Source organism: Luteimonas sp. A482 (genome assembly GCF_054072655.1).
On record NZ_JBSVRO010000001.1, the window covers coordinates 1,319,133 to 1,336,392 of the forward strand.

A 17,260-nucleotide genomic window follows, 5' to 3' on the forward strand; every position below is an offset into this window, starting at 1 on the left:
CGTGGCTTGGCGTGGCCGGCGACGATACCACGCACCGCCCCGTTAGACTTGTCGCCATGGACGACACGGTTTGGAGCGAACGGTTTGCCGGCATCGACCGCCTGTACGGGCGGGGTGCGGTCGAACGCCTGCGCGGACGGCGCGTGGCCGTCGTCGGTCTCGGTGGTGTCGGGTCCTGGGTGGTCGAGGCGCTCGCGCGCAGTGCGGTCGGCCACATCACGATGATCGATGCCGATGACCTGTGCCTGTCCAACACCAACCGGCAGCTGCCGGCCCTGGCCGGCGAGTACGGACGCAACAAGGCCGAGGCGATGGCCGCACGCTGCCGCGCGATCAGCCCGGAGATCTCGCTCGATGCGGTGCAGATGTTCCTCACGCCCGGCAATCTCGCCGAACTGCTCGACCGCGGCTTCGACCTGGTGGTCGATGCCTGCGACAGCTTCCGAAGCAAGGTCGAACTGATCGCCTGGTGCCGGCGCCGCAAGCTGCCGGTGATCACGGTGGGGGCCGCCGGCGGCCGCACCGATGCCACGCAGGTACGCGTGCGCGACCTCTCGCGCACCGAGCACGACGCGATGCTGGCGCTGATCCGCAAGAAGCTGCGGGTCGAGTTCAACTTCCCGAAGAATCGCGACCGTTACTTCGGCGTGCCGGCGATCTACTCGTTGGAGAACGTGAAGTATCCGCAGCCCGACGGCAGCGTCTGCGGCCTGCGTCCCGCCGCGGGACCCGACGCCGCGCTCAAGCTCGACTGCGGCGCGGGCCTGGGCGCGGCCACCCATATCACCGGCGCCTTCGCCTTTGCCGCGGCGGGCAAGGCGCTCGAGATCCTGCTCAAGCCGCAGACAAAGCCCTGAACCCGACCGTTCGGTGCGCGAACGAGTCCTAGGTGGACGGCAGGGCGAACAGCCTGCGCGCGTTCGCCGTGGTCGCCGTGGCGATCTGCGCCGGATCGACATCGCGCAGGCGCGCGATCACGTCCAGCACGGTCACCAGCTTCGCCGGCTCGTTGCGCTGGCCGCGATTGTCGGCATCCGGCTGGTCGGGTGCATCCGTTTCCAGCAGCAGGTACTCCAGCGGCATCGACGCGGCCAGACGCCGCAGGCGCCGCGCGCGCTCGTAGGTGACCGGGCCGCCCAGGCCGAGCATGAAGCCGAGCTTCCACAGTTGCCGCGCCTGCTCCTCGCTGCCGGAGTAGCTGTGCACCACCCCGCGCAGCCCGCCAACCCGCCGCAGCGCCGCGATCACCGCGTCCACCGCGCGTCGCGCGTGCACGATCACCGGCAGGTCGTACTCGCGCGCCAGCCGCAGTTGGCCTTCGAACCAGTGCTGCTGGGCGTCGCGATCCAGATCCTCGATGAAATGGTCCAGCCCGCATTCGCCAACCGCGACCGGGCGCTCGCTCTCCAGCCATTGGCGCAGGCGCTCAAGGTCGCCGGCCCGATGTCGGTCGAGGAACACCGGATGCATGCCGTAGGCCGGGTACAGCCCGGGCGCCGACCTGCAGACCTCGCGCAGCCCGGGCCAGGCGTCCGCATGGGTGGCCGGCACAACCTGCAGCTGCACGCCGGCGGCACGGGCGCGGGCGATGACCGCATCGCGGTCGGCGTCGAATTCGCCGGCGTCCAGATGGCAATGGCTGTCGGCCAGCAGCATCGGCTTGCGTCGCCGCCGATCAGCGGTGGCGTACGTCGCCGTCGATCGGACGCTCGCGAGGCGCCTTGCGATGCTTCCAGTTCGCCAGCAGCAGGGTGCCCAGGCCCAGCACGATCTCGTCGATGAAGGGGATCGGGTCAAACGGCAACAGCACGCTGATCGCGAACGCGAAAGCGGTGACCTTGAACAAGGTGGGGTAGCGCAGTCCGCGCGCCCAGTTGAGCAGCGGCAGCAGCAGGGGATTGGCCATTGCGGTGTGCACCCGGCGGGAGTGGCGACCGGGTCACGCTATCACGGCGGGCTGAAGGCGGAATTCATGGCGCTGTCAGTCTTCCGGAACTTTTCGAGCCCGCGTTCAGCTTGGTAGTGCTGCAATCGGACCGCACATGCAGTGGGCGTCGACCCCGAAGGAGAGCATCATGAAAAGCAATACCCTGGCCGTGGCACTGGCGGCCCTGCTGGTGGGCGGCGTCGCCATCGGCGCCTACCACAACAGCCGCGATACGGACCCGACTGCAGCCGCCGGCGCCGCTGGCGAAGAAGAGGCACGGGGACTCGACTATGCCGAGGTCATCGGCGTGACGCCGGTGACCGAGAAGGCGGAGCTGTTCGCCACCGTGATCGGTTCCGAAGCGGTGCGCGAGACGACCACTTCGTCCTCGCCGCGACAGGTCTGCAACGACGTCGTGGTGCAGGAACGCCTGCCCGAGCGCGACGGCAATGTCGGCGGCACGGTGGCCGGCGCGGTGATCGGCGGACTGGTCGGCAACCAGGTGGGCGGCGGCAACGGCCGCAAGCTGGCGACGGCTGCGGGCGCGACCGCGGGCGGCGTGATCGGCAACCGCGTGGACCGCAACCACGTCGGTGGCCGAGTGGTCGAGCGGGTGGACCGCCAGTGCCGGACCGTGCAGGACACCTCGCAGTCCTCGCAGGTCGTCGCCTGGAACGTGACCTACCGCAACCCGGACGGCACCACCGGCACGATGCGCACCGGCGACAAGCCCGGCGACCGCATCTCGCTGGGCACCGAGGACCGGACCATCGCCTACGACGTGACCTATCGCTACGAAGGCAGCCAGCAGACTGTGCGCCTGCAGGACGATCCGGGCGATCGCCTGCCGGTGATCGATGGCGAGGTCATGGCGCGCGTGGCCGGGTCGGCGGTCCCGGATCGCGGCTGACCTGAGCCAGCGTTACCCGAACGGGCCGGCATTTGCCGGCCCGTTTGCGTTGGGCCCCACGGCGCGGTCCCGACCGTACAATATGAAACTACTCCCGCCCCGAGCCGCGCGATGGCCCTGCACCCCTGCGACCTGTACGACGTCCGTTCCCTGCTCAGCGACGAGGAGCGCGCGGTCCAGGACAGCGTGGCCCGTTTCACCGACGAGCGCGTGCTGCCGATCATCGGCGATTGCTTCGACCAGGGCCGCTTCCCGGTCGAACTGGTCCCGGAGATTGCAAGTCTGGGCCTGCTGGGCGCGACCCTGCCGGCGGAGTACGGCGGTTCCGGACTCAACTACGTCAGCTACGGCCTGATCTGCCAGGAGCTCGAGCGCGGGGATTCCGGCCTGCGCAGCTTCGCCAGCGTGCAGTCGTCGCTGTGCATGTACCCGATCTTCGCCTACGGCACCGAGGAGCAGAAGCAACGCTGGCTGCCCGACATGGCGGCGGGCAAGGTGATCGGCTGCTTCGGCCTGACCGAGGCGCACGGCGGCTCCGACCCGGCCAATATGAAGACGCACGCAAAGCGCGACGGCGACGACTGGCTGATCAACGGCTCCAAGATGTGGATCACCAACGGCAACCTGGCCGACATCGCCATCGTCTGGGCGCAGACCGACGACGGCATCCAGGGCTTTGTGGTGGAGAAGGATTTCGCCGGCTTCAAGGCGCAGGAGGTCAAGCACAAGATGAGCCTCCGCGCGTCGGTGACCAGCGCGCTGTTCTTCGACAACGTGCGGGTGCCGGAAGCCAATCGCCTGCCGAACGTCAAGGGACTCAAGGGTCCGCTGGGCTGCCTGACCCAGGCCCGCTACGGCATTACCTGGGGCCCGATCGGCGCCGCGGTCGCCTGTCTTGATGAAGCCCTCAACTACTCGAAGCAACGCATCCTATTCGGCCGCCCGGTGGCGGCGACGCAGAGCGCGCAGATCAAGATGGCCGACTGGGCGCGGCGCATCACCGGTGCGCAGTTGCTGAGCCTGCAGCTCGGGCGCCTGAAGGATGCGGGCAAGATGCAGCCCACGCAGGTGTCGCTGGCCAAGTGGAACAACTGCCGCATGGCCATCGACATCGCGCGCGAGGCGCGCGACCTGCTCGGCGGCGCCGGCATCACCACCGAGCACTGCCCCATCCGCCACGCGCTCAATCTGGAATCGGTCATCACCTACGAGGGCACGGAAACCGTCCACCAGCTGGTGGTCGGGCGTGAGCTGACAGGCATCAACGCGTTCTGATCGCCGCGTGCACCCCGGACGCATGATCCGGGATCCGGCGGTTGGCGCTGCATTTGCGGGACTTCGTCATGTTGCAATCGGGCCCAGGAGACCTTGGCATGTCGCTTCCGGATATCCGCATCGAAACCGAACGCCTGCTCCTGCGGCTGCCGCAGGCCGGCGATTTCGACCGCTTCGCCGAGGTGCTGGCCGACGAGGATGCGGCGCGCTGGATCGGCGGCCACTTGCCGCGGGCAGCGGCCTGGCGCAAGTTCCTGCAGCAGCCGGGCGCGTGGCTGATCCAGGGCTTTGGCATGTTCTCCTTCATCGACCGCGACAGCGGCCGCTGGCTCGGCCAGGGCGGGCCCTGGAAGCCGGACGGTTGGCCGGGCAACGAGATCGGCTACATGCTCCATCCCGACGCCTGGGGCAGGGGCTACGCGACCGAGGCCCTGCCGGCGACCATCGACTGGGCACTGGCCCACCTCGGCTGGGACGACTTCATCCACTGCATCGCGCCGGAGAACGCCGCCTCGCAGAAGGTCGCGCAGCGCCTGGGTTCGCGCCTGCGCGGACCGGGTGCGCTGCCGCCGCCCCACCAGGACGCCGCCAACGACATCTGGGGCCAGACGCGCGAGCAATGGCTGCGCAACCGGGAGAAGGCGGCATGACCACCGTCCATGGCGTCTCCTGGTCGGGCAACTGCCACAAGCTGCGCCTGCTGCTCGAGCAACTGGGCCGGCCCTACCGGTGGATCGAGGTCGACATCCTCGCCGGTGCCACCCGCAGTCCCGATTACCTGGCGAAGAATCCCAACGGCAAGGTGCCGATGCTGGAGCTCGACGACGGTCGCATCCTGGTCGAGTCGAACGCGATCCTGTGCTGGCTGGCCGAAGGCACGCCCTACCTGCCGGCCGATCCCTGGCAGGGGGCGCAGGCACTGAGCTGGATGTTCTTCGAGCAGTACAGCCACGAGCCCTGCATCGCCGTGGCCCGCTTCATCTGCGGCTGGACGCCGCCCGACTCGCCGCGCCGCGCGGAGCTGCCGCGCCTGCGCGAGCGCGGTCACCTCGCGCTGGCGGTGATGGAGCGGCACCTGGACGCGCACCCGTGGTTCACCGGTCCGGACTACGGCATCGCCGACATCGCGCTGGTCGCCTATACCGCGGTGGCCGGCGATGGTGGTTTCGACCTGTCGGGGTATCCGGCGCTGCGGGACTGGCTGGCGCGGGTGCGTGCAACGCCCGGTTTTGTCGCGATGCCTGCGCCGTCGGCCCAGGCAAGCGAGTGGATCGCGCAATCGAACCGCAGAGGCTGAGGCCGCTGCAATGACGGCGGGCCTGCCCGCGATGGAATGAGTTTTCGCATGTTCGCCACTGTTCCCAATCCCATCCCGTCGCGCATGAAGGGCCTCAACCGCGCCGAGATCTGCGACCTCAACTTCCAGGAGTTCGTGCGCGGCTGGGACAGCCACGTCGACGCGAAGCCGGCCGACGGCGAGGCTGTCCTCGACGGTAGCGCCCTGGATGCGCGCGGCTTCCGCGAGCTGTTCGAATCGCAGCTGACCAGCCGCCATCTCGACCTGATGGCGCGCGTGCTGCGCGTGCAGGACAAGGTCTTCTACACCATCGGTTCCAGCGGCCACGAAGGCAACGCGATGGTCGCGCGGCTCACGCGCCATACCGACCCGGCGTTCCTGCACTACCGCAGCGGCGCCTTCATGGCCGAGCGCTTCCGCAAGCTGCCGGGCATGGATCCGGTGATGGATTCGGCGCTGTCGTTCGCAGCCTCGAAGGACGACCCCGCCAGCGGCGGCCGCCACAAGGTCTGGGGCAGCAGGCCGCTGTGGGTGCTGCCGCAGACGTCCACCATCGCATCGCACCTGCCCAAGGCCTTCGGCACTGCGGTGGCGATCGAGCAGGCGCGTCGCATCGGACATGCGCTACCGATTCCCGACGACAGCATCGCGATCTGCTCCTTCGGCGATGCCTCGAGCAACCACGCCACCGCGCAGACGGCGTTCAACGCGGCGGCCTGGACGGCCTACCAGAAACTGCCGGCGCCGGTGCTGTTCGTCTGCGAGGACAATGGCATCGGCATCTCGGTCAGGACGCCGGACGGCTGGGTGGCGCGCAACTTCCGCCATCGACCCGACCTCGACTATTTCCACGCCGACGGCCTCGACCTGGCCAATGGCTACGGCGACGTGCAGCGCGCCGTCGAACACTGCCGGCGCACGCGGCGACCCACCTTCCTGCATCTGCGCACCACCCGGATCATGGGCCACGCCGGCACCGACTTCGAGATCGAGTGGCGCAGCATCGAGGAGCTGTGCGCGGTGGAGGCGAGCGACCCGCTGCTGCGTTCCGCTGCGATCGCGCTCGAATCAGGGCTGATGTCGAAGGACGAGGTGCTCGCGCTGTATGAGTCCACGCGCGTGAAGTGTTTCGCCGCCGCCGAAGATGCCGACCGTCGTCCGCGCCTGTCGACGCTGGAGGACGTGATGGCGCCGCTTGCGCCGCACACGCCAGACGCGGTGCAGGCCGAAGCCGCGCGTATTGCCGGCGGCGAGGCCCGCGCGAAGGCGTTTGGTGGCGAGGCGAAGCTTCCCGAAAGGCAGGGTCCCAAGCACCTGGCGGTGCAGATCAACGCAGCGCTGCACGACCTGTTCGCCAAATACCCCGAAGCGCTGCTGTTCGGCGAGGACGTGGCGCAGAAGGGCGGCGTGTACACGGTCACCAGGGGCCTGCAGAAGGCGTTCGGCCCGCGCCGCGTGTTCAACACCCTGCTCGACGAAACCATCATCCTTGGCCTGGCACAGGGCTTTGCCAACATGGGCATGTTGCCGCTGCCCGAGATCCAGTACCTGGCCTATTTCCACAATGCCTGCGACCAGATCCGCGGCGAGGCGGCCAGCCTGCAGTTCTTCAGCAACGGCCAGTACCGAAACCCGATGGTCATGCGCATCGCCTCGCTGGGCTACCAGCGCGGATTTGGCGGGCACTTCCACAACGACAACTCGATCACCGCGCTGCGCGACATCCCCGGGCTCGTGATCGGCTGTCCGAGCCGCGGCGATGACGCGGCCACCATGCTGCGCACGCTGATGGCGCTGGCGAAGGTGGACGGACGCGTCTGCGCCTTCCTGGAGCCGATCGCCCTGTACATGACCAAGGATCTGCACGCGGCCGGCGACGGCGGCTGGCTGACCGCGTATCCGCCGCCGCACCAGGCCATGCCGCTCGGCGAGGAGCGCGTATACGGCGCCGAAGCTGACGACCTGGTCGTTTTCACCTTCGGCAACGGCGTGCCGATGAGCCTGCGTGCCGCTCGCGCCATCGAAGCGGCACACGGCTGGAAGGTGCGCGTGGTCGACCTGCGCTGGCTGCTGCCGCTCAACGAAGCCGCCATCGCTCGCCATGCGCGTGATTGCGCCCGTATCCTGGTCGTCGACGAGGGCCGGCGCAGCGCCGGCGTGGGCGAGGGCATCATCACCGCGATCGTGGAGGCGGGCCTGGGCGCGAAGCCACTGCGGCGCGTGGTGGGGGCCGACACGTTCACCCCGCTGGCCGGGGCGGCGTTCCTGGTGATTCCGTCCGAGACGGAGATCGTGGCTGCTGCCGGCGCGCTGGCGGGCTAGCGCAGATCGCTCAGCGCGCCAGTCCATCCAGCAGCGGCAGCCGCCGGCACTCCATGCCGCCCACCAGGTATGCGCCGTCGCCGGCGTCCACCGGCAGCACGGCCAGTGCCTCGGCACCTGCGCTGCTGGCAATCCGGCCGGCAGCGCGGTCCGGGGCATCGACGGTGAAGACATCGCCAGCGGGGATGCCGGCCGCGGCACCCAGCCGCACCAGCCCGCGCTTGGCCTGGCCGAGGAAGTGTGTGCGCGCCACGATTTCCTGGCCGGGGTAGCAGCCCTTTTTGACGCTGTAGGCGCGCAGGCGATCCAGCGACAGCTGTTGCGGTGTCCACTGTTCGACCTGGTCCGGCTCCAGCCGCGGCAGGCCGTGTGCGAGGTCGAGGGCGCGCCAGCGTGCGGCGGCCGCGGTGTCTTCGGGCGCCTGCGCGGTGCCCACCGCCAGGGTGCGCGCGCCGCCGGCTCCGCCCAGGTCCAGCTGCAGCGCCAGCGGGTCGGTCGTGCCGGCAAACGAGGCGTCGCGGGCCAGGTTCGGCGCTTCGAAGCGCCCGCTCACCTGCAGGTCCGCCTCGTGCGCGATCCGCAGCTTGCTGCGGAACACGAAGCGCGACAGCGCCGCCACGAACGCCGCCGGGTCGGAATCTGCCAGCAGCAGGTGCAGGTTGTCCGCGTCCTGCCGGAGCAGCGCGAACAGGGCAATCACGCGGCCCTTGGGCGTCAGCCAACCGTTCCACTGCCAGTGCCCGTCGGCCAGCGCGTCGACGTCGCCCATGAATTGCGCCTGCGCGAAACGGCGCGCATCCACGCCCTGGAGGCTGACCACGCTCCAGCCTGGAATGGCGAAAAATGTGCCAGCGTTGTTGTTTGGCTTGTCGGACATGGGGCGCGCGACTAAACTTTCATTCGTGAACGGTCAGGACATCTTAGGCGAACCAGACACCGACGGGTCTTCGGCAGCGACGCAACCTCCCGTTGCCGAGACGTCCCCGACCACGGTGCCGGCTTCGCCCGGGACATCCGAAGTCAACGGCCGCGATGGCCTCGACCCCACCCGGTACGGAGACTGGGAAAAGAACGGCCGCTGCATCGATTTCTGATTACCTGCGGGGCCGACGCCGGGTCGGTCACCCCGATCCAGCCACGCGGCCACGCCGCCAGCGAGGAGACCAGCCAGCGATGGCATACCGCAAACGCCCCACGTCGCCCTTCATGCTCGGGCAGACCTACCGTTTCCAGATCACCTCGCTGATGTCGATCCTGCATCGCATCACCGGCATCGCGCTGGCGCTGGGCGGCATTTCTCTGGTGTGGTGGCTGATGTCCATCGCCATCGGTGGCGATGCCTACGAGTTCGCGTCGCGCCAGTGGTCCTCGCCGCTGGGTCTGGCCTTCCTGTTCGGCTTCACGCTCGCGCTGGTCTACCACCTGCTCAACGGCATCCGCCACCTGTTGTGGGATGCGGGCTGGGGCTTCGAGATCCCGAAGGTCTACGCCTCGGGCTATGCGGTGTTCGCGGTTGGCGCCGTGCTCACCGGGCTGATCTGGTTCTTTGGCATGAGGGGAACGTCATGAGCGGTGGTGGAGAAACTTCGCGCGCGGAGCAGTTCCGCACGCCGCTCAAGCGCGCACGTGGGCTTGGCGCGGGCAAGTCCGGCACCGATCACTTCTGGACGCAGCGGGTCACCGCGATCGTCCTCGCGCCGCTGGCGATCTGGTTTGTCTGGACGCTGGTCACCCTGGTGGGCGCGGACCTGGAAACAGCCCGCGGCATCATCGCGCGGCCCTGGAACACCATCATCTTCGCGGTGTTCCTGGTCAGCATGTTCTGGCACGCCAAGCTTGGCCTGCAGATCGTGATCGAGGACTACGTGCATACGCGCTCGATCGAGATCACCGCGCATTTCCTCAACAACTTCCTTTGCGGGCTGGGCGCCATCGCGTCGCTGTATGCGATCGCCCGCATCGCCTTTGCCTCGTGAGCCTGCGATGACGTCCGCCTATCCCATTACCGAACACCAGTACGACATGATCGTCGTCGGCGCCGGCGGCGCCGGCCTGCGCGCGACCTTCGGGCTCGCGCACAAGGGCCTGAAGACCGCCTGCATCACCAAGGTCTTCCCGACCCGCTCGCACACCGTGGCGGCGCAGGGCGGCATCTCCGCTGCGCTGGGCAACATGGGCGAGGACGACTGGCGCTTCCATTTCTACGACACCATCAAGGGTTCGGACTGGCTGGGCGACCAGGACGCCATCCAGTACATGTGCCGCGAGGCCATCCCCGCGATCATCGAGCTCGAGCACCAGGGCGTGCCGTTCTCGCGCACCGAGGAGGGCAAGATCTACCAGCGCCCCTTCGGCGGCATGACCACGCACTACGGCAAGGGCACCGCGCAGCGCACCTGCGCCGCGGCCGACCGCACCGGCCACGCGATCCTGCATACGCTCTACCAGCAGTCGCTGGCGCACCAGGCGGAATTCTTCGTCGAATACTTCGCGCTCGACCTGATCATGGACGAGGAGGGCGCCTGCAAGGGCGTGCTGGCCATGGACATGGCCGAGGGCACGCTGCACCTGTTCCGAGCGCACGGCACGGTGCTGGCAACGGGTGGTTACGGTCGCGCGTACTTCTCCGCGACGTCCGCGCACACCTGCACCGGCGACGGTGGTGGCATGGCGCTGCGCGCCGGCCTGGGCCTGCAGGACATGGAGTTCGTGCAGTTCCATCCCACCGGCATCTACGGCGCCGGCTGCCTGATCACCGAGGGCGTGCGCGGCGAAGGCGGCATCCTGCGCAACGCCAACGGCGAGCGCTTCATGGAGCGCTACGCGCCCAACGCCAAGGACCTGGCCTCGCGCGACGTGGTCAGCCGCTCGATGACCATGGAAATCCGCGAGGGTCGCGGCGTCGGCGAGCACAAGGACCACATCTTCCTCGACCTGACCCACCTCGACCCCGCTGACATCCACAAGAAGCTGCCCGGCATCGCCGAGAGCGCGAAGATCTTCGCCGGCGTGGACGTAGAGAAGCAGCCGATCCCGGTGATCCCGACCGTGCACTACAACATGGGCGGCGTGCCGACCAACTACCACGGCGAAGTGGTGCAGCTGAAGAACGGCGATCCCGATGCGATCGTGCCGGGCCTGTACTCCATCGGCGAGGCCGCCTGCGTGTCGGTGCACGGCGCCAACCGGCTGGGTTCGAACTCGCTGCTCGACCTGGTGGTGTTCGGCCGCGCTGTGGCCAACCGCTGCGCCGAGACCATCAAGCCGGGCCAGCCGCACAAGCGCCTGGCCAGCGACGCCACCGACAAGGCGATCGGCAACCTCGACCGCCTGCGCAACGCCAGCGGCGACACGCCCACCGCCGTGATCCGCGACAACATGCAGCGTTCGATGCAGGGCCACGCGGCGGTGTTCCGCACCCAGGAAACGCTTGCCGAGGGCGTGCAGCAGGTGCGCGAGATCCGAGACTCCTTCGCCGACGTGCGCGTGAGCGACCGTTCGCTGGTCTGGAACTCCGACCTGATCGAGACCCTGGAGCTGCAGAACCTGCTGGGCCAGGCACTGGTGACCATCGTCTCGGCCGAGAACCGCAAGGAGTCGCGCGGCGCGCATGCGCGCGAGGACTTCCCGGACCGCGACGACACGAGCTGGCACAAGCACACGCTGTGCTGGATGGACGAGGCGGGCAACACCCGCATCGACTACCGCCCCGTGCACATGTACACCCTCGACGACGAAGTCGAGGTGGTGCCGCCCGTGGCACGTGTGTATTGAGGATCGGGTCCGGAGTGGTAACCGGAAAGATCACAGGCGCCTGCCTGTGATCGTGACGGGGACCACGCACCGCAACCACGATTGCCGATCCGCGACTCCCGATTTCCGGAACTGATCAGATGGCCGAATTCACCCTCCCGAAGAACTCGAAGATCGGCAAGGGCCGCCACTTCAAGGCGCCTGCCGGTGCAACCCGCGTGCGCACCTTCAAGGTGTACCGCTGGAACCCGGACGACGGCCAGAACCCGCGCACCGACAGCTACGAGGTCGACCTCGACAAGTGCGGGCCGATGGTCCTGGACGCGCTGATCAAGATCAAGAACGAGGTCGACCCGACCCTGGCGTTCCGTCGCTCCTGCCGCGAGGGTATCTGCGGTTCGTGCGCGATGAACATCGACGGCACCAACACCCTCGCCTGCACGCGCGCGATTGGCGACTGTGCCAAGTCGGAAGTGCCGATCTATCCGCTGCCGCACATGAGCGTGGTCAAGGACCTGGTGCCTGACATGACCCACTTCTATGCGCAGTACGCATCGATCCAGCCCTGGCTGCGCACCCAGAGCGCGCCGCCGCCGGACCGCGAGCGCCTGCAGTCGCCGGCCGACCGCGACAAGCTCGACGGCCTGTACGAGTGCATCCTCTGTGCCTGCTGCAGCACCGCCTGCCCGAGCTACTGGTGGAACGGCGAGCGCTACCTTGGCCCGGCCGTACTGCTGCAGGCCTACCGCTGGATCGTCGACAGCCGCGACGAGGACACCGGCGCGCGCCTGGACGACCTCGAGGATCCGTTCAAGCTCTACCGCTGCCACACCATCATGAACTGCACCCGGACCTGCCCCAAGGGCCTGAACCCGGCACAGGCGATCGGTTCGATCAAGCAGCTGATGCTGGCGCGACACGGCTGAGGACTGCTGGCGGTGCGGCCGCGGCGATGGTGTGGACGCCGTGGTCGCGGCTGAAGCCGCTCCTACAAAGGAAGCATGCGTCTCTGTGCCGCCTGGCGTGCCGGTCAGGCGATGCCCACGCGCTGCCCAGGGGATCGGTCCTCCAATGAATCACGCTGCGCCAGATCCCGAGTTCAAACGCGTCCGCTGGCGCTGCCGTCGCGGCATGCGCGAACTCGACCAGTTGTTCGAGCGCTGGCTGGACCGCGAATGGGCGGCGGCTTCCGAAGCCCAGCGGGGCGTTTTCCTACGCCTGCTGGACTGCGAGGACGATAGGCTCTGGCACTGGTTCATGGGCCATGAGGCCGCCAGCGATGCCGAACTCGACGTGCTCGTCCGCCGCATCCGCGCGCTCCCTCCCGCGTGATCGCACCGCTTGCAGCGGCGCCGCCAGGATCGACTGGTGGCCGTCGCGCTGGCTGACCGGCGCGATCATGCTGCTTGGCGCGTCCGCTGGCTGTGCGCTGCTGGCCTCGGACCTGTCCGCGCGGCTGGCCTGGCCTGCGGCGGTGTTGGCCTGGGTCTACGGCGCCTGGCTGCTCTGGCGTGAGCATCGCCGCAGCCCCCATGCGTTCGTGTTCCGCGCAGGCGCCGCGCCGCTGGTGGACGGCGAACCGGCCGTGGACTTCCAGCTGCACTGGCGCGGCCCGCTGGCCTTCGCCAGCTGGTGCGATGCGCTGGGGCGCAGGCAGCATCGTGCCTGGTGGCCGGACACGTTGCCGGCGCCGCAGCGACGTGAACTGCGACTGGCCGCTCCGACCGCGCAGGATGCCAGCCGCGGGGCTTCGATGGCACCATAGCGGTCCGTTCCGCGACGAGCCACCGCTTCGATGCCGCCCATGCCGCGACTGTCCCGCTATGCCCGGCCCCGCGGCGTTTGCCGCGCGTGCGCACGCTGACCGCGTCGCATGTTCAAACCGGTCCCCGTCGCCATCGGCCTGCGCTACCTGCGCGCCAAGCGCCGCAACGGCTTCATTTCCTTCATCTCCCTGGCCTCGATCCTCGGCATCGCGATCGGCGTGATGGTGCTGATCACCACGCTGGCGGTGATGAGCGGATTCCAGCGCGAGATCAAGGACCGCATGCTCGGCATGGTCGCGCACGCCACCGTCAGCGCCGATGGCGAGTCCATGAGCGGATGGCCGCATGCGATCGAGATTGCAAAGCGCGACGCGCGCATCTCCGGCGCGGCGCCCTATATCGATGCGCAGGCGCTGCTGCGCGGCGCGCGCCAGGAGCCCGCCGCGATCCGCGGCGTTTCGCCGCAGGACGAGGCGCAGGTGTCCGACTTGGCCGAATGGATGGTGCAGGGCGCGCTGTCGGACCTGGCGCCGGGCGAATTCAACATCGTGCTGGGCAAGGAGCTGGCGCAGTGGCTGGGCGCGCGCGTCGGCGACAAGGTCGTGGTCACCACCGACTTCCAGGTCACGCCAATGGGCGCGGTGCCGCAGCTCAAGCGCTTCACCGTGAGCGGCATCTTCGAGGCGGGCTATCAGGACTTCGACCGGCGCCTGGCGGTGGTCAACATCCAGGATGCCCAGCGGCTGATGCGCATGGGCGACGGCGTCACCGGCGTGCGCCTGAAGCTGCACGACATGGACCAGGCCTGGAATGTCGCGGCCGACCTGGCCCAGGCGCTCGCGACCGAAAACCACAGCTACTACCGGGTCAGCGACTGGAGCATGGAAAACGCCAACATGTTCCGCGCGCTGAAGCTGGAGAAGACCATGATCGGCATCCTGCTGTCGCTGATCATCCTGATGGGCGCGTTCTCCCTGCTCAGCTCGCAGGTGATGCTGGTGACAGACAAGCTCGCCGACATCGCCATCCTGCGCACGCTGGGGCTGACGCCCGGCGGGGTGATGCAGGTGTTCGTCGTGCAGGGCACGCTGATCGGCCTGATCGGCACGGTGGCCGGCGTGGTGGGCGGGCTGGTGCTGACCTTCAACCTCGAGCACATCCTGCGCGCGATCGAGCGCGCCTTCGACGTGGTGCTGATGCCCGAGGACGTGTACTACGTGACCGGCCTGCCCATCGACCTGCAGGCGGGCGACGTGGTCATGATCGCGGCCGTCGCCCTGCTGATGGCCTTCCTTGCCACGATCTATCCGGCCTGGCGTGCGGCGCGCACGGCGCCGGCGGAGGCGCTGCGCTATGAGTGACCGCAAGATCCCGGTCGTCGCCGGAATCGATGGCGAGCGCATGGTCCTGGATCCGGTCGACACGGAGCGGACGCCCGACGATCCGACCGTCATCCGCGCCGAGCAGCTCGGCAAGACCTACGCCGAGGGCACGATGCACACGCCGGTGTTCGACGGGCTGGACTTCCATGTCGACGCTGGCGAGACGGTCGCGATCCTCGGCGCCTCGGGCGCCGGCAAGAGCACCCTGCTGCACCTGCTGGGCGGACTCGACACGCCGACCACCGGCGAGGTGTACGTGGCCGGGCAGAAGATGAGCGCGCTGTCGGACGCGGCGCGCGGCCAGCTGCGCAACCGGGCGCTGGGCTTCGTCTACCAGTTCCACCACCTGCTGCCGGAATTCACCGCGCTGGAGAACGTGATGATGCCGGTGCTGCTGGGCGGCACCGCGGCGAACGTGGCCTCGGCGCGTGCACGCGAGCTGCTCGAAGCGGTTGGTCTTGGCCACCGGCTCGAACACAAGCCCGGCGAACTGTCCGGCGGCGAACGCCAGCGCGCGGCGGTGGCGCGGGCCCTGGTCAACCGCCCGGCCTGCGTGCTCGGCGACGAGCCGACGGGCAACCTGGACGAGCGCACCGCCGCGACCGTGTTCGAACTGATGCTGGAACTCAACCGCGCCCAGCGCACGAGCCTGGCGCTGGTCACCCACGACCGCCGCCTTGCGCGCAAGCTCGACCGGGTGGTCGAGCTGCATGAAGGCAGGCTGCGGGAAGTCGCACGCGACGAGGTCTGACGCACCGCCAACATTGCCTTGGCCGGCTGGCGTCCGGCGCGCCAGGGCAGATCCCGCGTTGCGTTCGGGACGACAGTCGCGTGCGCCGGCTGCGAACGTCTACTTCCCTGAGCGGCACGCTCCCTCGTCTGGTCCCCGGGATGTCATTCCGGACGAAGATGTCATTCCGAACGAAGTGAGGAATCTCTCCGCGGGCCAAAGTCGCCCGGCCGGATCAGATCCCTCGCTACTCTCGGGATGACAGCTGCGTGTGACAGCTGCGGAGGGCGGGCTCTGACCTTCGACCGGGCCGGCCTTCGAGCGGCGATGCCCCTCGCATCCCGCTCATCGCGCGGGAGAGCCGTCCTGACGCCCGCGCGCAGTCGGCGCGGGCCGTCGTTTCAGCGATTGCCACCGCGCGGACCGCGGTTGCCGCCGCCGCTGCGGTTGCCAGGGCCGCCGCCACCTGCGGGACGCGGGCCCTTCGGCCGGGCGTTGCCGCCGGGACGCGGACCGGCCGGGCGCGGACCCCGCGGACGTGCCGCGTTGGGGTTGTGGCCCGGCGAGGCGTGGTCGGAGGGAAAGCTCGGCGCGCCACCCGGATGTCCGTAGGGATGCGCGGCCTTGGCACGGCCCTGTCCGCCGCCCGGGCCGCGCTTCCTCCCAGGCCCGCCCGGCTTGCCGGGACCGCGGCCATCGGCGTTGCGATGGCCGGCCGGGCCGGTGTCGACGCCGTCAGGCACATACCAGCTGCGAAACGCCGCCGGGTTGCCGTCCGGCAGCGGCTTGGGGCCGCCTTTCTGGGTGCGCGGCTTGAACGGCTTCTGCGACTGCTTGGCCGCCTGTTCGCCGCTGACGGTCAGGCCGCCATGCGGCTTGTGGCCGCCACGGCCGCGACGATCCTCGCGCACGTGGTCGAAGCGGCGTAGTTCGCGCCCTTCGTCGGCGGTGTTGTGTCCGTTGACGTAGCCTTGGGGACGACGGTCGTCGCCCACGTGCACGGTCGACTTGGCGGCCTTGCGCTGGCCGATCACCGGCAGCAGGGTCAGCGCCGGCGGTGGACCTTCTTCGAGCTTGAGCTCCTTGCGCAGCGCCTCGACCGGCGCGTCGGCCAATTCCAGCGATTGCCCGCGCAGCAGCGTCTGTGGCAGCGCGACCTTGCCGTAGCGGATGCGTTTGAGGCGGCTGACCTGGCAGCCCTGCGACTCCCACAGGCGGCGCACCTCGCGGTTGCGGCCTTCCTTGAGCAGCACCTGGAACCATTCGTTCGAGTCGGTGCCGCCGATGCGCTTGATCTCGTCGAACTTGGCTGGGCCATCCTCCAGCGTGACGCCGCGTGCGAGGCGCTCGATGATCTTGTCCGACACCGTTTCCTCGCCTTCGGGCGCACGCACACGGCACACGTATTCGCGCTCCATCTCGTAGGACGGATGCATCATCGCGTTGGCGAGCTCGCCATCGGTGGTCAGCAGCAGCAGGCCGGTGGTGTTGATGTCGAGGCGGCCGATCGCGATCCAGCGTGCGCCCTTGAGCGCAGGCAGGGATTCGAAGATAGTCGGCCGGCGTTCGGGGTCCTCGCGCGTGGTGACTTCGCCTTCGGGCTTGTTGTACATCAGCACGCGCGCCGGTTCGCTCAGCGCGCTGGCAACGAACTGGCGGCCGTCGATATCGATGCGGTCGCCGCCCTTGACCGACATGCCGGTCTGCGCGACCTCGCCGTTGACCTTGACCAGGCCGTCGGCGATGCGCTGTTCCAGCGCACGGCGTGAGCCGAGTCCGGCCTGGGCCAGCACCTTGTGCAGGCGCTCCTCGAGCCGGGATGTGATTTCGGCTGTCTTCTCTTCGCCGCGCTTGAGCGACAGCTTGCGGCTGCCGGTGGGGTGTTGCTCACTCATGTC

Annotated in this window: 19 protein-coding genes; 15 read left to right on the forward strand and 4 right to left on the reverse strand. The window is 68.8% G+C overall.

Translation table 11 applies throughout. The features are described 5' to 3' along the window. The first annotated feature begins 56 nt into the window (after positions 1–56). Positions 57–857, forward strand: coding sequence for a tRNA threonylcarbamoyladenosine dehydratase (locus ACW5DW_RS05870; protein ID WP_457017820.1), 801 nt, complete (start codon positions 57–59; stop codon positions 855–857). 28 nt (positions 858–885) lie between these two features. Here ACW5DW_RS05870 and ACW5DW_RS05875 read toward each other — a convergent pair whose 3' ends face one another. Both ACW5DW_RS05875 and ACW5DW_RS05880 read right to left on the reverse strand, forming a co-directional pair. Then, complete coding sequence (locus ACW5DW_RS05875; protein ID WP_457017821.1) at positions 886–1,656, reverse strand: TatD family hydrolase; 771 nt, start codon at positions 1,654–1,656, stop codon at positions 886–888. Between the two features lie 19 nt (positions 1,657–1,675). Further along, positions 1,676–1,906, reverse strand: coding sequence for a DUF6116 family protein (locus ACW5DW_RS05880; protein WP_457017822.1), 231 nt, complete (start codon positions 1,904–1,906; stop codon positions 1,676–1,678). 169 nt (positions 1,907–2,075) lie between these two features. Here ACW5DW_RS05880 and ACW5DW_RS05885 point away from each other — a divergent pair, with 169 nt between their 5' ends. The 5 genes from ACW5DW_RS05885 (at position 2,076) to ACW5DW_RS05905 (ending at position 7,731) form a co-directional block, all read left to right on the forward strand. Then, on the forward strand, positions 2,076–2,837 hold the full coding sequence (locus ACW5DW_RS05885) for a glycine zipper 2TM domain-containing protein (protein ID WP_457017823.1): 762 nt from the start codon (positions 2,076–2,078) through the stop codon (positions 2,835–2,837). Between the two features lie 111 nt (positions 2,838–2,948). Continuing rightward, entirely contained in the window at positions 2,949–4,112 is a 1,164-nt protein-coding gene (locus ACW5DW_RS05890) for an acyl-CoA dehydrogenase family protein (protein ID WP_457017824.1), read from the forward strand. Between the two features lie 98 nt (positions 4,113–4,210). After that, positions 4,211–4,762, forward strand: a complete 552-nt coding sequence (locus tag ACW5DW_RS05895) for a GNAT family N-acetyltransferase (protein ID WP_457017825.1) — start codon at positions 4,211–4,213, stop codon at positions 4,760–4,762. Then, on the forward strand, positions 4,759–5,409 hold the full coding sequence (locus ACW5DW_RS05900) for a glutathione S-transferase family protein (RefSeq protein ID WP_457017826.1): 651 nt from the start codon (positions 4,759–4,761) through the stop codon (positions 5,407–5,409). Before ACW5DW_RS05895 ends, ACW5DW_RS05900 begins: the two co-directional genes overlap by 4 nt. A 48-nt stretch (positions 5,410–5,457) precedes the next feature. After that, entirely contained in the window at positions 5,458–7,731 is a 2,274-nt protein-coding gene (locus ACW5DW_RS05905) for a thiamine pyrophosphate-dependent enzyme (protein WP_457017827.1), read from the forward strand. A gap of 10 nt (positions 7,732–7,741) precedes the next feature. Here the strand turns inward: ACW5DW_RS05905 and ygfZ are convergent, their stop codons facing one another. Next, positions 7,742–8,608 carry a CAF17-like 4Fe-4S cluster assembly/insertion protein YgfZ gene (gene ygfZ, locus ACW5DW_RS05910; RefSeq protein WP_457017828.1) on the reverse strand — a complete coding sequence of 289 codons (867 nt, stop codon included), beginning with the start codon at positions 8,606–8,608 and terminating at the stop codon, positions 7,742–7,744. On the opposite strand from ygfZ, the gene ACW5DW_RS05915 reads away from it, so the two are divergent. From ACW5DW_RS05915 to lolD, 9 genes are all read left to right on the forward strand, one after another. Then, entirely contained in the window at positions 8,607–8,825 is a 219-nt protein-coding gene (locus tag ACW5DW_RS05915; RefSeq protein ID WP_457017829.1) for a DUF1674 domain-containing protein, read from the forward strand. The two genes, ygfZ and ACW5DW_RS05915, sit on opposite strands and share 2 nt — an antisense overlap. Positions 8,826–8,904: 79 nt before the next feature. Continuing rightward, positions 8,905–9,300 (forward strand): succinate dehydrogenase, cytochrome b556 subunit, encoded by a 396-nt coding sequence (gene sdhC, locus ACW5DW_RS05920; protein ID WP_457017830.1) that lies wholly within the window; start codon positions 8,905–8,907, stop codon positions 9,298–9,300. Further along, entirely contained in the window at positions 9,297–9,707 is a 411-nt protein-coding gene (sdhD, locus tag ACW5DW_RS05925; RefSeq protein ID WP_457017831.1) for a succinate dehydrogenase, hydrophobic membrane anchor protein, read from the forward strand. The genes sdhC and sdhD overlap by 4 nt, the downstream gene beginning before the upstream one ends. Positions 9,708–9,714: 7 nt before the next feature. After that, positions 9,715–11,505 (forward strand): succinate dehydrogenase flavoprotein subunit, encoded by a 1,791-nt coding sequence (gene sdhA / locus ACW5DW_RS05930; RefSeq protein WP_457017832.1) that lies wholly within the window; start codon positions 9,715–9,717, stop codon positions 11,503–11,505. 119 nt (positions 11,506–11,624) lie between these two features. Continuing rightward, positions 11,625–12,410 (forward strand): succinate dehydrogenase iron-sulfur subunit, encoded by a 786-nt coding sequence (locus tag ACW5DW_RS05935; RefSeq protein WP_457017833.1) that lies wholly within the window; start codon positions 11,625–11,627, stop codon positions 12,408–12,410. A 145-nt stretch (positions 12,411–12,555) separates the two neighbouring features. Next, positions 12,556–12,816, forward strand: coding sequence for an FAD assembly factor SdhE (locus ACW5DW_RS05940; RefSeq protein ID WP_457017835.1), 261 nt, complete (start codon positions 12,556–12,558; stop codon positions 12,814–12,816). Next, the gene (locus tag ACW5DW_RS05945) at positions 12,764–13,249 is read left to right on the forward strand and encodes a hypothetical protein (RefSeq protein WP_457017836.1); all 486 of its coding nucleotides are present in this window, start codon (positions 12,764–12,766) and stop codon (positions 13,247–13,249) included. Before ACW5DW_RS05940 ends, ACW5DW_RS05945 begins: the two co-directional genes overlap by 53 nt. A 108-nt stretch (positions 13,250–13,357) precedes the next feature. After that, the gene (locus ACW5DW_RS05950) at positions 13,358–14,611 is read left to right on the forward strand and encodes a lipoprotein-releasing ABC transporter permease subunit (protein WP_457017837.1); all 1,254 of its coding nucleotides are present in this window, start codon (positions 13,358–13,360) and stop codon (positions 14,609–14,611) included. A 40-nt stretch (positions 14,612–14,651) separates the two neighbouring features. After that, positions 14,652–15,383, forward strand: coding sequence for a lipoprotein-releasing ABC transporter ATP-binding protein LolD (lolD, locus tag ACW5DW_RS05955; RefSeq protein ID WP_457018418.1), 732 nt, complete (start codon positions 14,652–14,654; stop codon positions 15,381–15,383). A gap of 380 nt (positions 15,384–15,763) precedes the next feature. On the opposite strand, the gene ACW5DW_RS05960 is transcribed toward lolD, so the two are convergent. Then, positions 15,764–17,257 carry a pseudouridine synthase gene (locus tag ACW5DW_RS05960; protein ID WP_457017838.1) on the reverse strand — a complete coding sequence of 498 codons (1,494 nt, stop codon included), beginning with the start codon at positions 17,255–17,257 and terminating at the stop codon, positions 15,764–15,766. Positions 17,258–17,260 lie beyond the last annotated feature (3 nt).

Excerpts from the sequence above, each read along its gene's own strand:
- ygfZ (WP_457017828.1), bottom strand. The coding sequence starts at position 8,608 with ATGTCCGACAAGCCAAACAACAACGCTGGCACATTTTTCGCCATTCCA.
- lolD (WP_457018418.1), top strand. The coding sequence starts at position 14,652 with ATGGTCCTGGATCCGGTCGACACGGAGCGGACGCCCGACGATCCGACC.
- ACW5DW_RS05940 (WP_457017835.1), top strand. The coding sequence starts at position 12,556 with ATGAATCACGCTGCGCCAGATCCCGAGTTCAAACGCGTCCGCTGGCGC.
- ACW5DW_RS05870 (WP_457017820.1), top strand. The coding sequence starts at position 57 with ATGGACGACACGGTTTGGAGCGAACGGTTTGCCGGCATCGACCGCCTG.
- ACW5DW_RS05915 (WP_457017829.1), top strand. The coding sequence starts at position 8,607 with ATGGGGCGCGCGACTAAACTTTCATTCGTGAACGGTCAGGACATCTTA.
- ACW5DW_RS05960 (WP_457017838.1), bottom strand. The coding sequence starts at position 17,257 with ATGAGTGAGCAACACCCCACCGGCAGCCGCAAGCTGTCGCTCAAGCGC.
- ACW5DW_RS05945 (WP_457017836.1), top strand. The coding sequence starts at position 12,764 with ATGCCGAACTCGACGTGCTCGTCCGCCGCATCCGCGCGCTCCCTCCCG.
- ACW5DW_RS05885 (WP_457017823.1), top strand. The coding sequence starts at position 2,076 with ATGAAAAGCAATACCCTGGCCGTGGCACTGGCGGCCCTGCTGGTGGGC.
- ACW5DW_RS05875 (WP_457017821.1), bottom strand. The coding sequence starts at position 1,656 with ATGCTGCTGGCCGACAGCCATTGCCATCTGGACGCCGGCGAATTCGAC.
- sdhD (WP_457017831.1), top strand. The coding sequence starts at position 9,297 with ATGAGCGGTGGTGGAGAAACTTCGCGCGCGGAGCAGTTCCGCACGCCG.
- sdhC (WP_457017830.1), top strand. The coding sequence starts at position 8,905 with ATGGCATACCGCAAACGCCCCACGTCGCCCTTCATGCTCGGGCAGACC.
- sdhA (WP_457017832.1), top strand. The coding sequence starts at position 9,715 with ATGACGTCCGCCTATCCCATTACCGAACACCAGTACGACATGATCGTC.
- ACW5DW_RS05895 (WP_457017825.1), top strand. The coding sequence starts at position 4,211 with ATGTCGCTTCCGGATATCCGCATCGAAACCGAACGCCTGCTCCTGCGG.
- ACW5DW_RS05905 (WP_457017827.1), top strand. The coding sequence starts at position 5,458 with ATGTTCGCCACTGTTCCCAATCCCATCCCGTCGCGCATGAAGGGCCTC.
- ACW5DW_RS05900 (WP_457017826.1), top strand. The coding sequence starts at position 4,759 with ATGACCACCGTCCATGGCGTCTCCTGGTCGGGCAACTGCCACAAGCTG.
- ACW5DW_RS05890 (WP_457017824.1), top strand. The coding sequence starts at position 2,949 with ATGGCCCTGCACCCCTGCGACCTGTACGACGTCCGTTCCCTGCTCAGC.
- ACW5DW_RS05950 (WP_457017837.1), top strand. The coding sequence starts at position 13,358 with ATGTTCAAACCGGTCCCCGTCGCCATCGGCCTGCGCTACCTGCGCGCC.
- ACW5DW_RS05935 (WP_457017833.1), top strand. The coding sequence starts at position 11,625 with ATGGCCGAATTCACCCTCCCGAAGAACTCGAAGATCGGCAAGGGCCGC.
- ACW5DW_RS05880 (WP_457017822.1), bottom strand. The coding sequence starts at position 1,906 with ATGGCCAATCCCCTGCTGCTGCCGCTGCTCAACTGGGCGCGCGGACTG.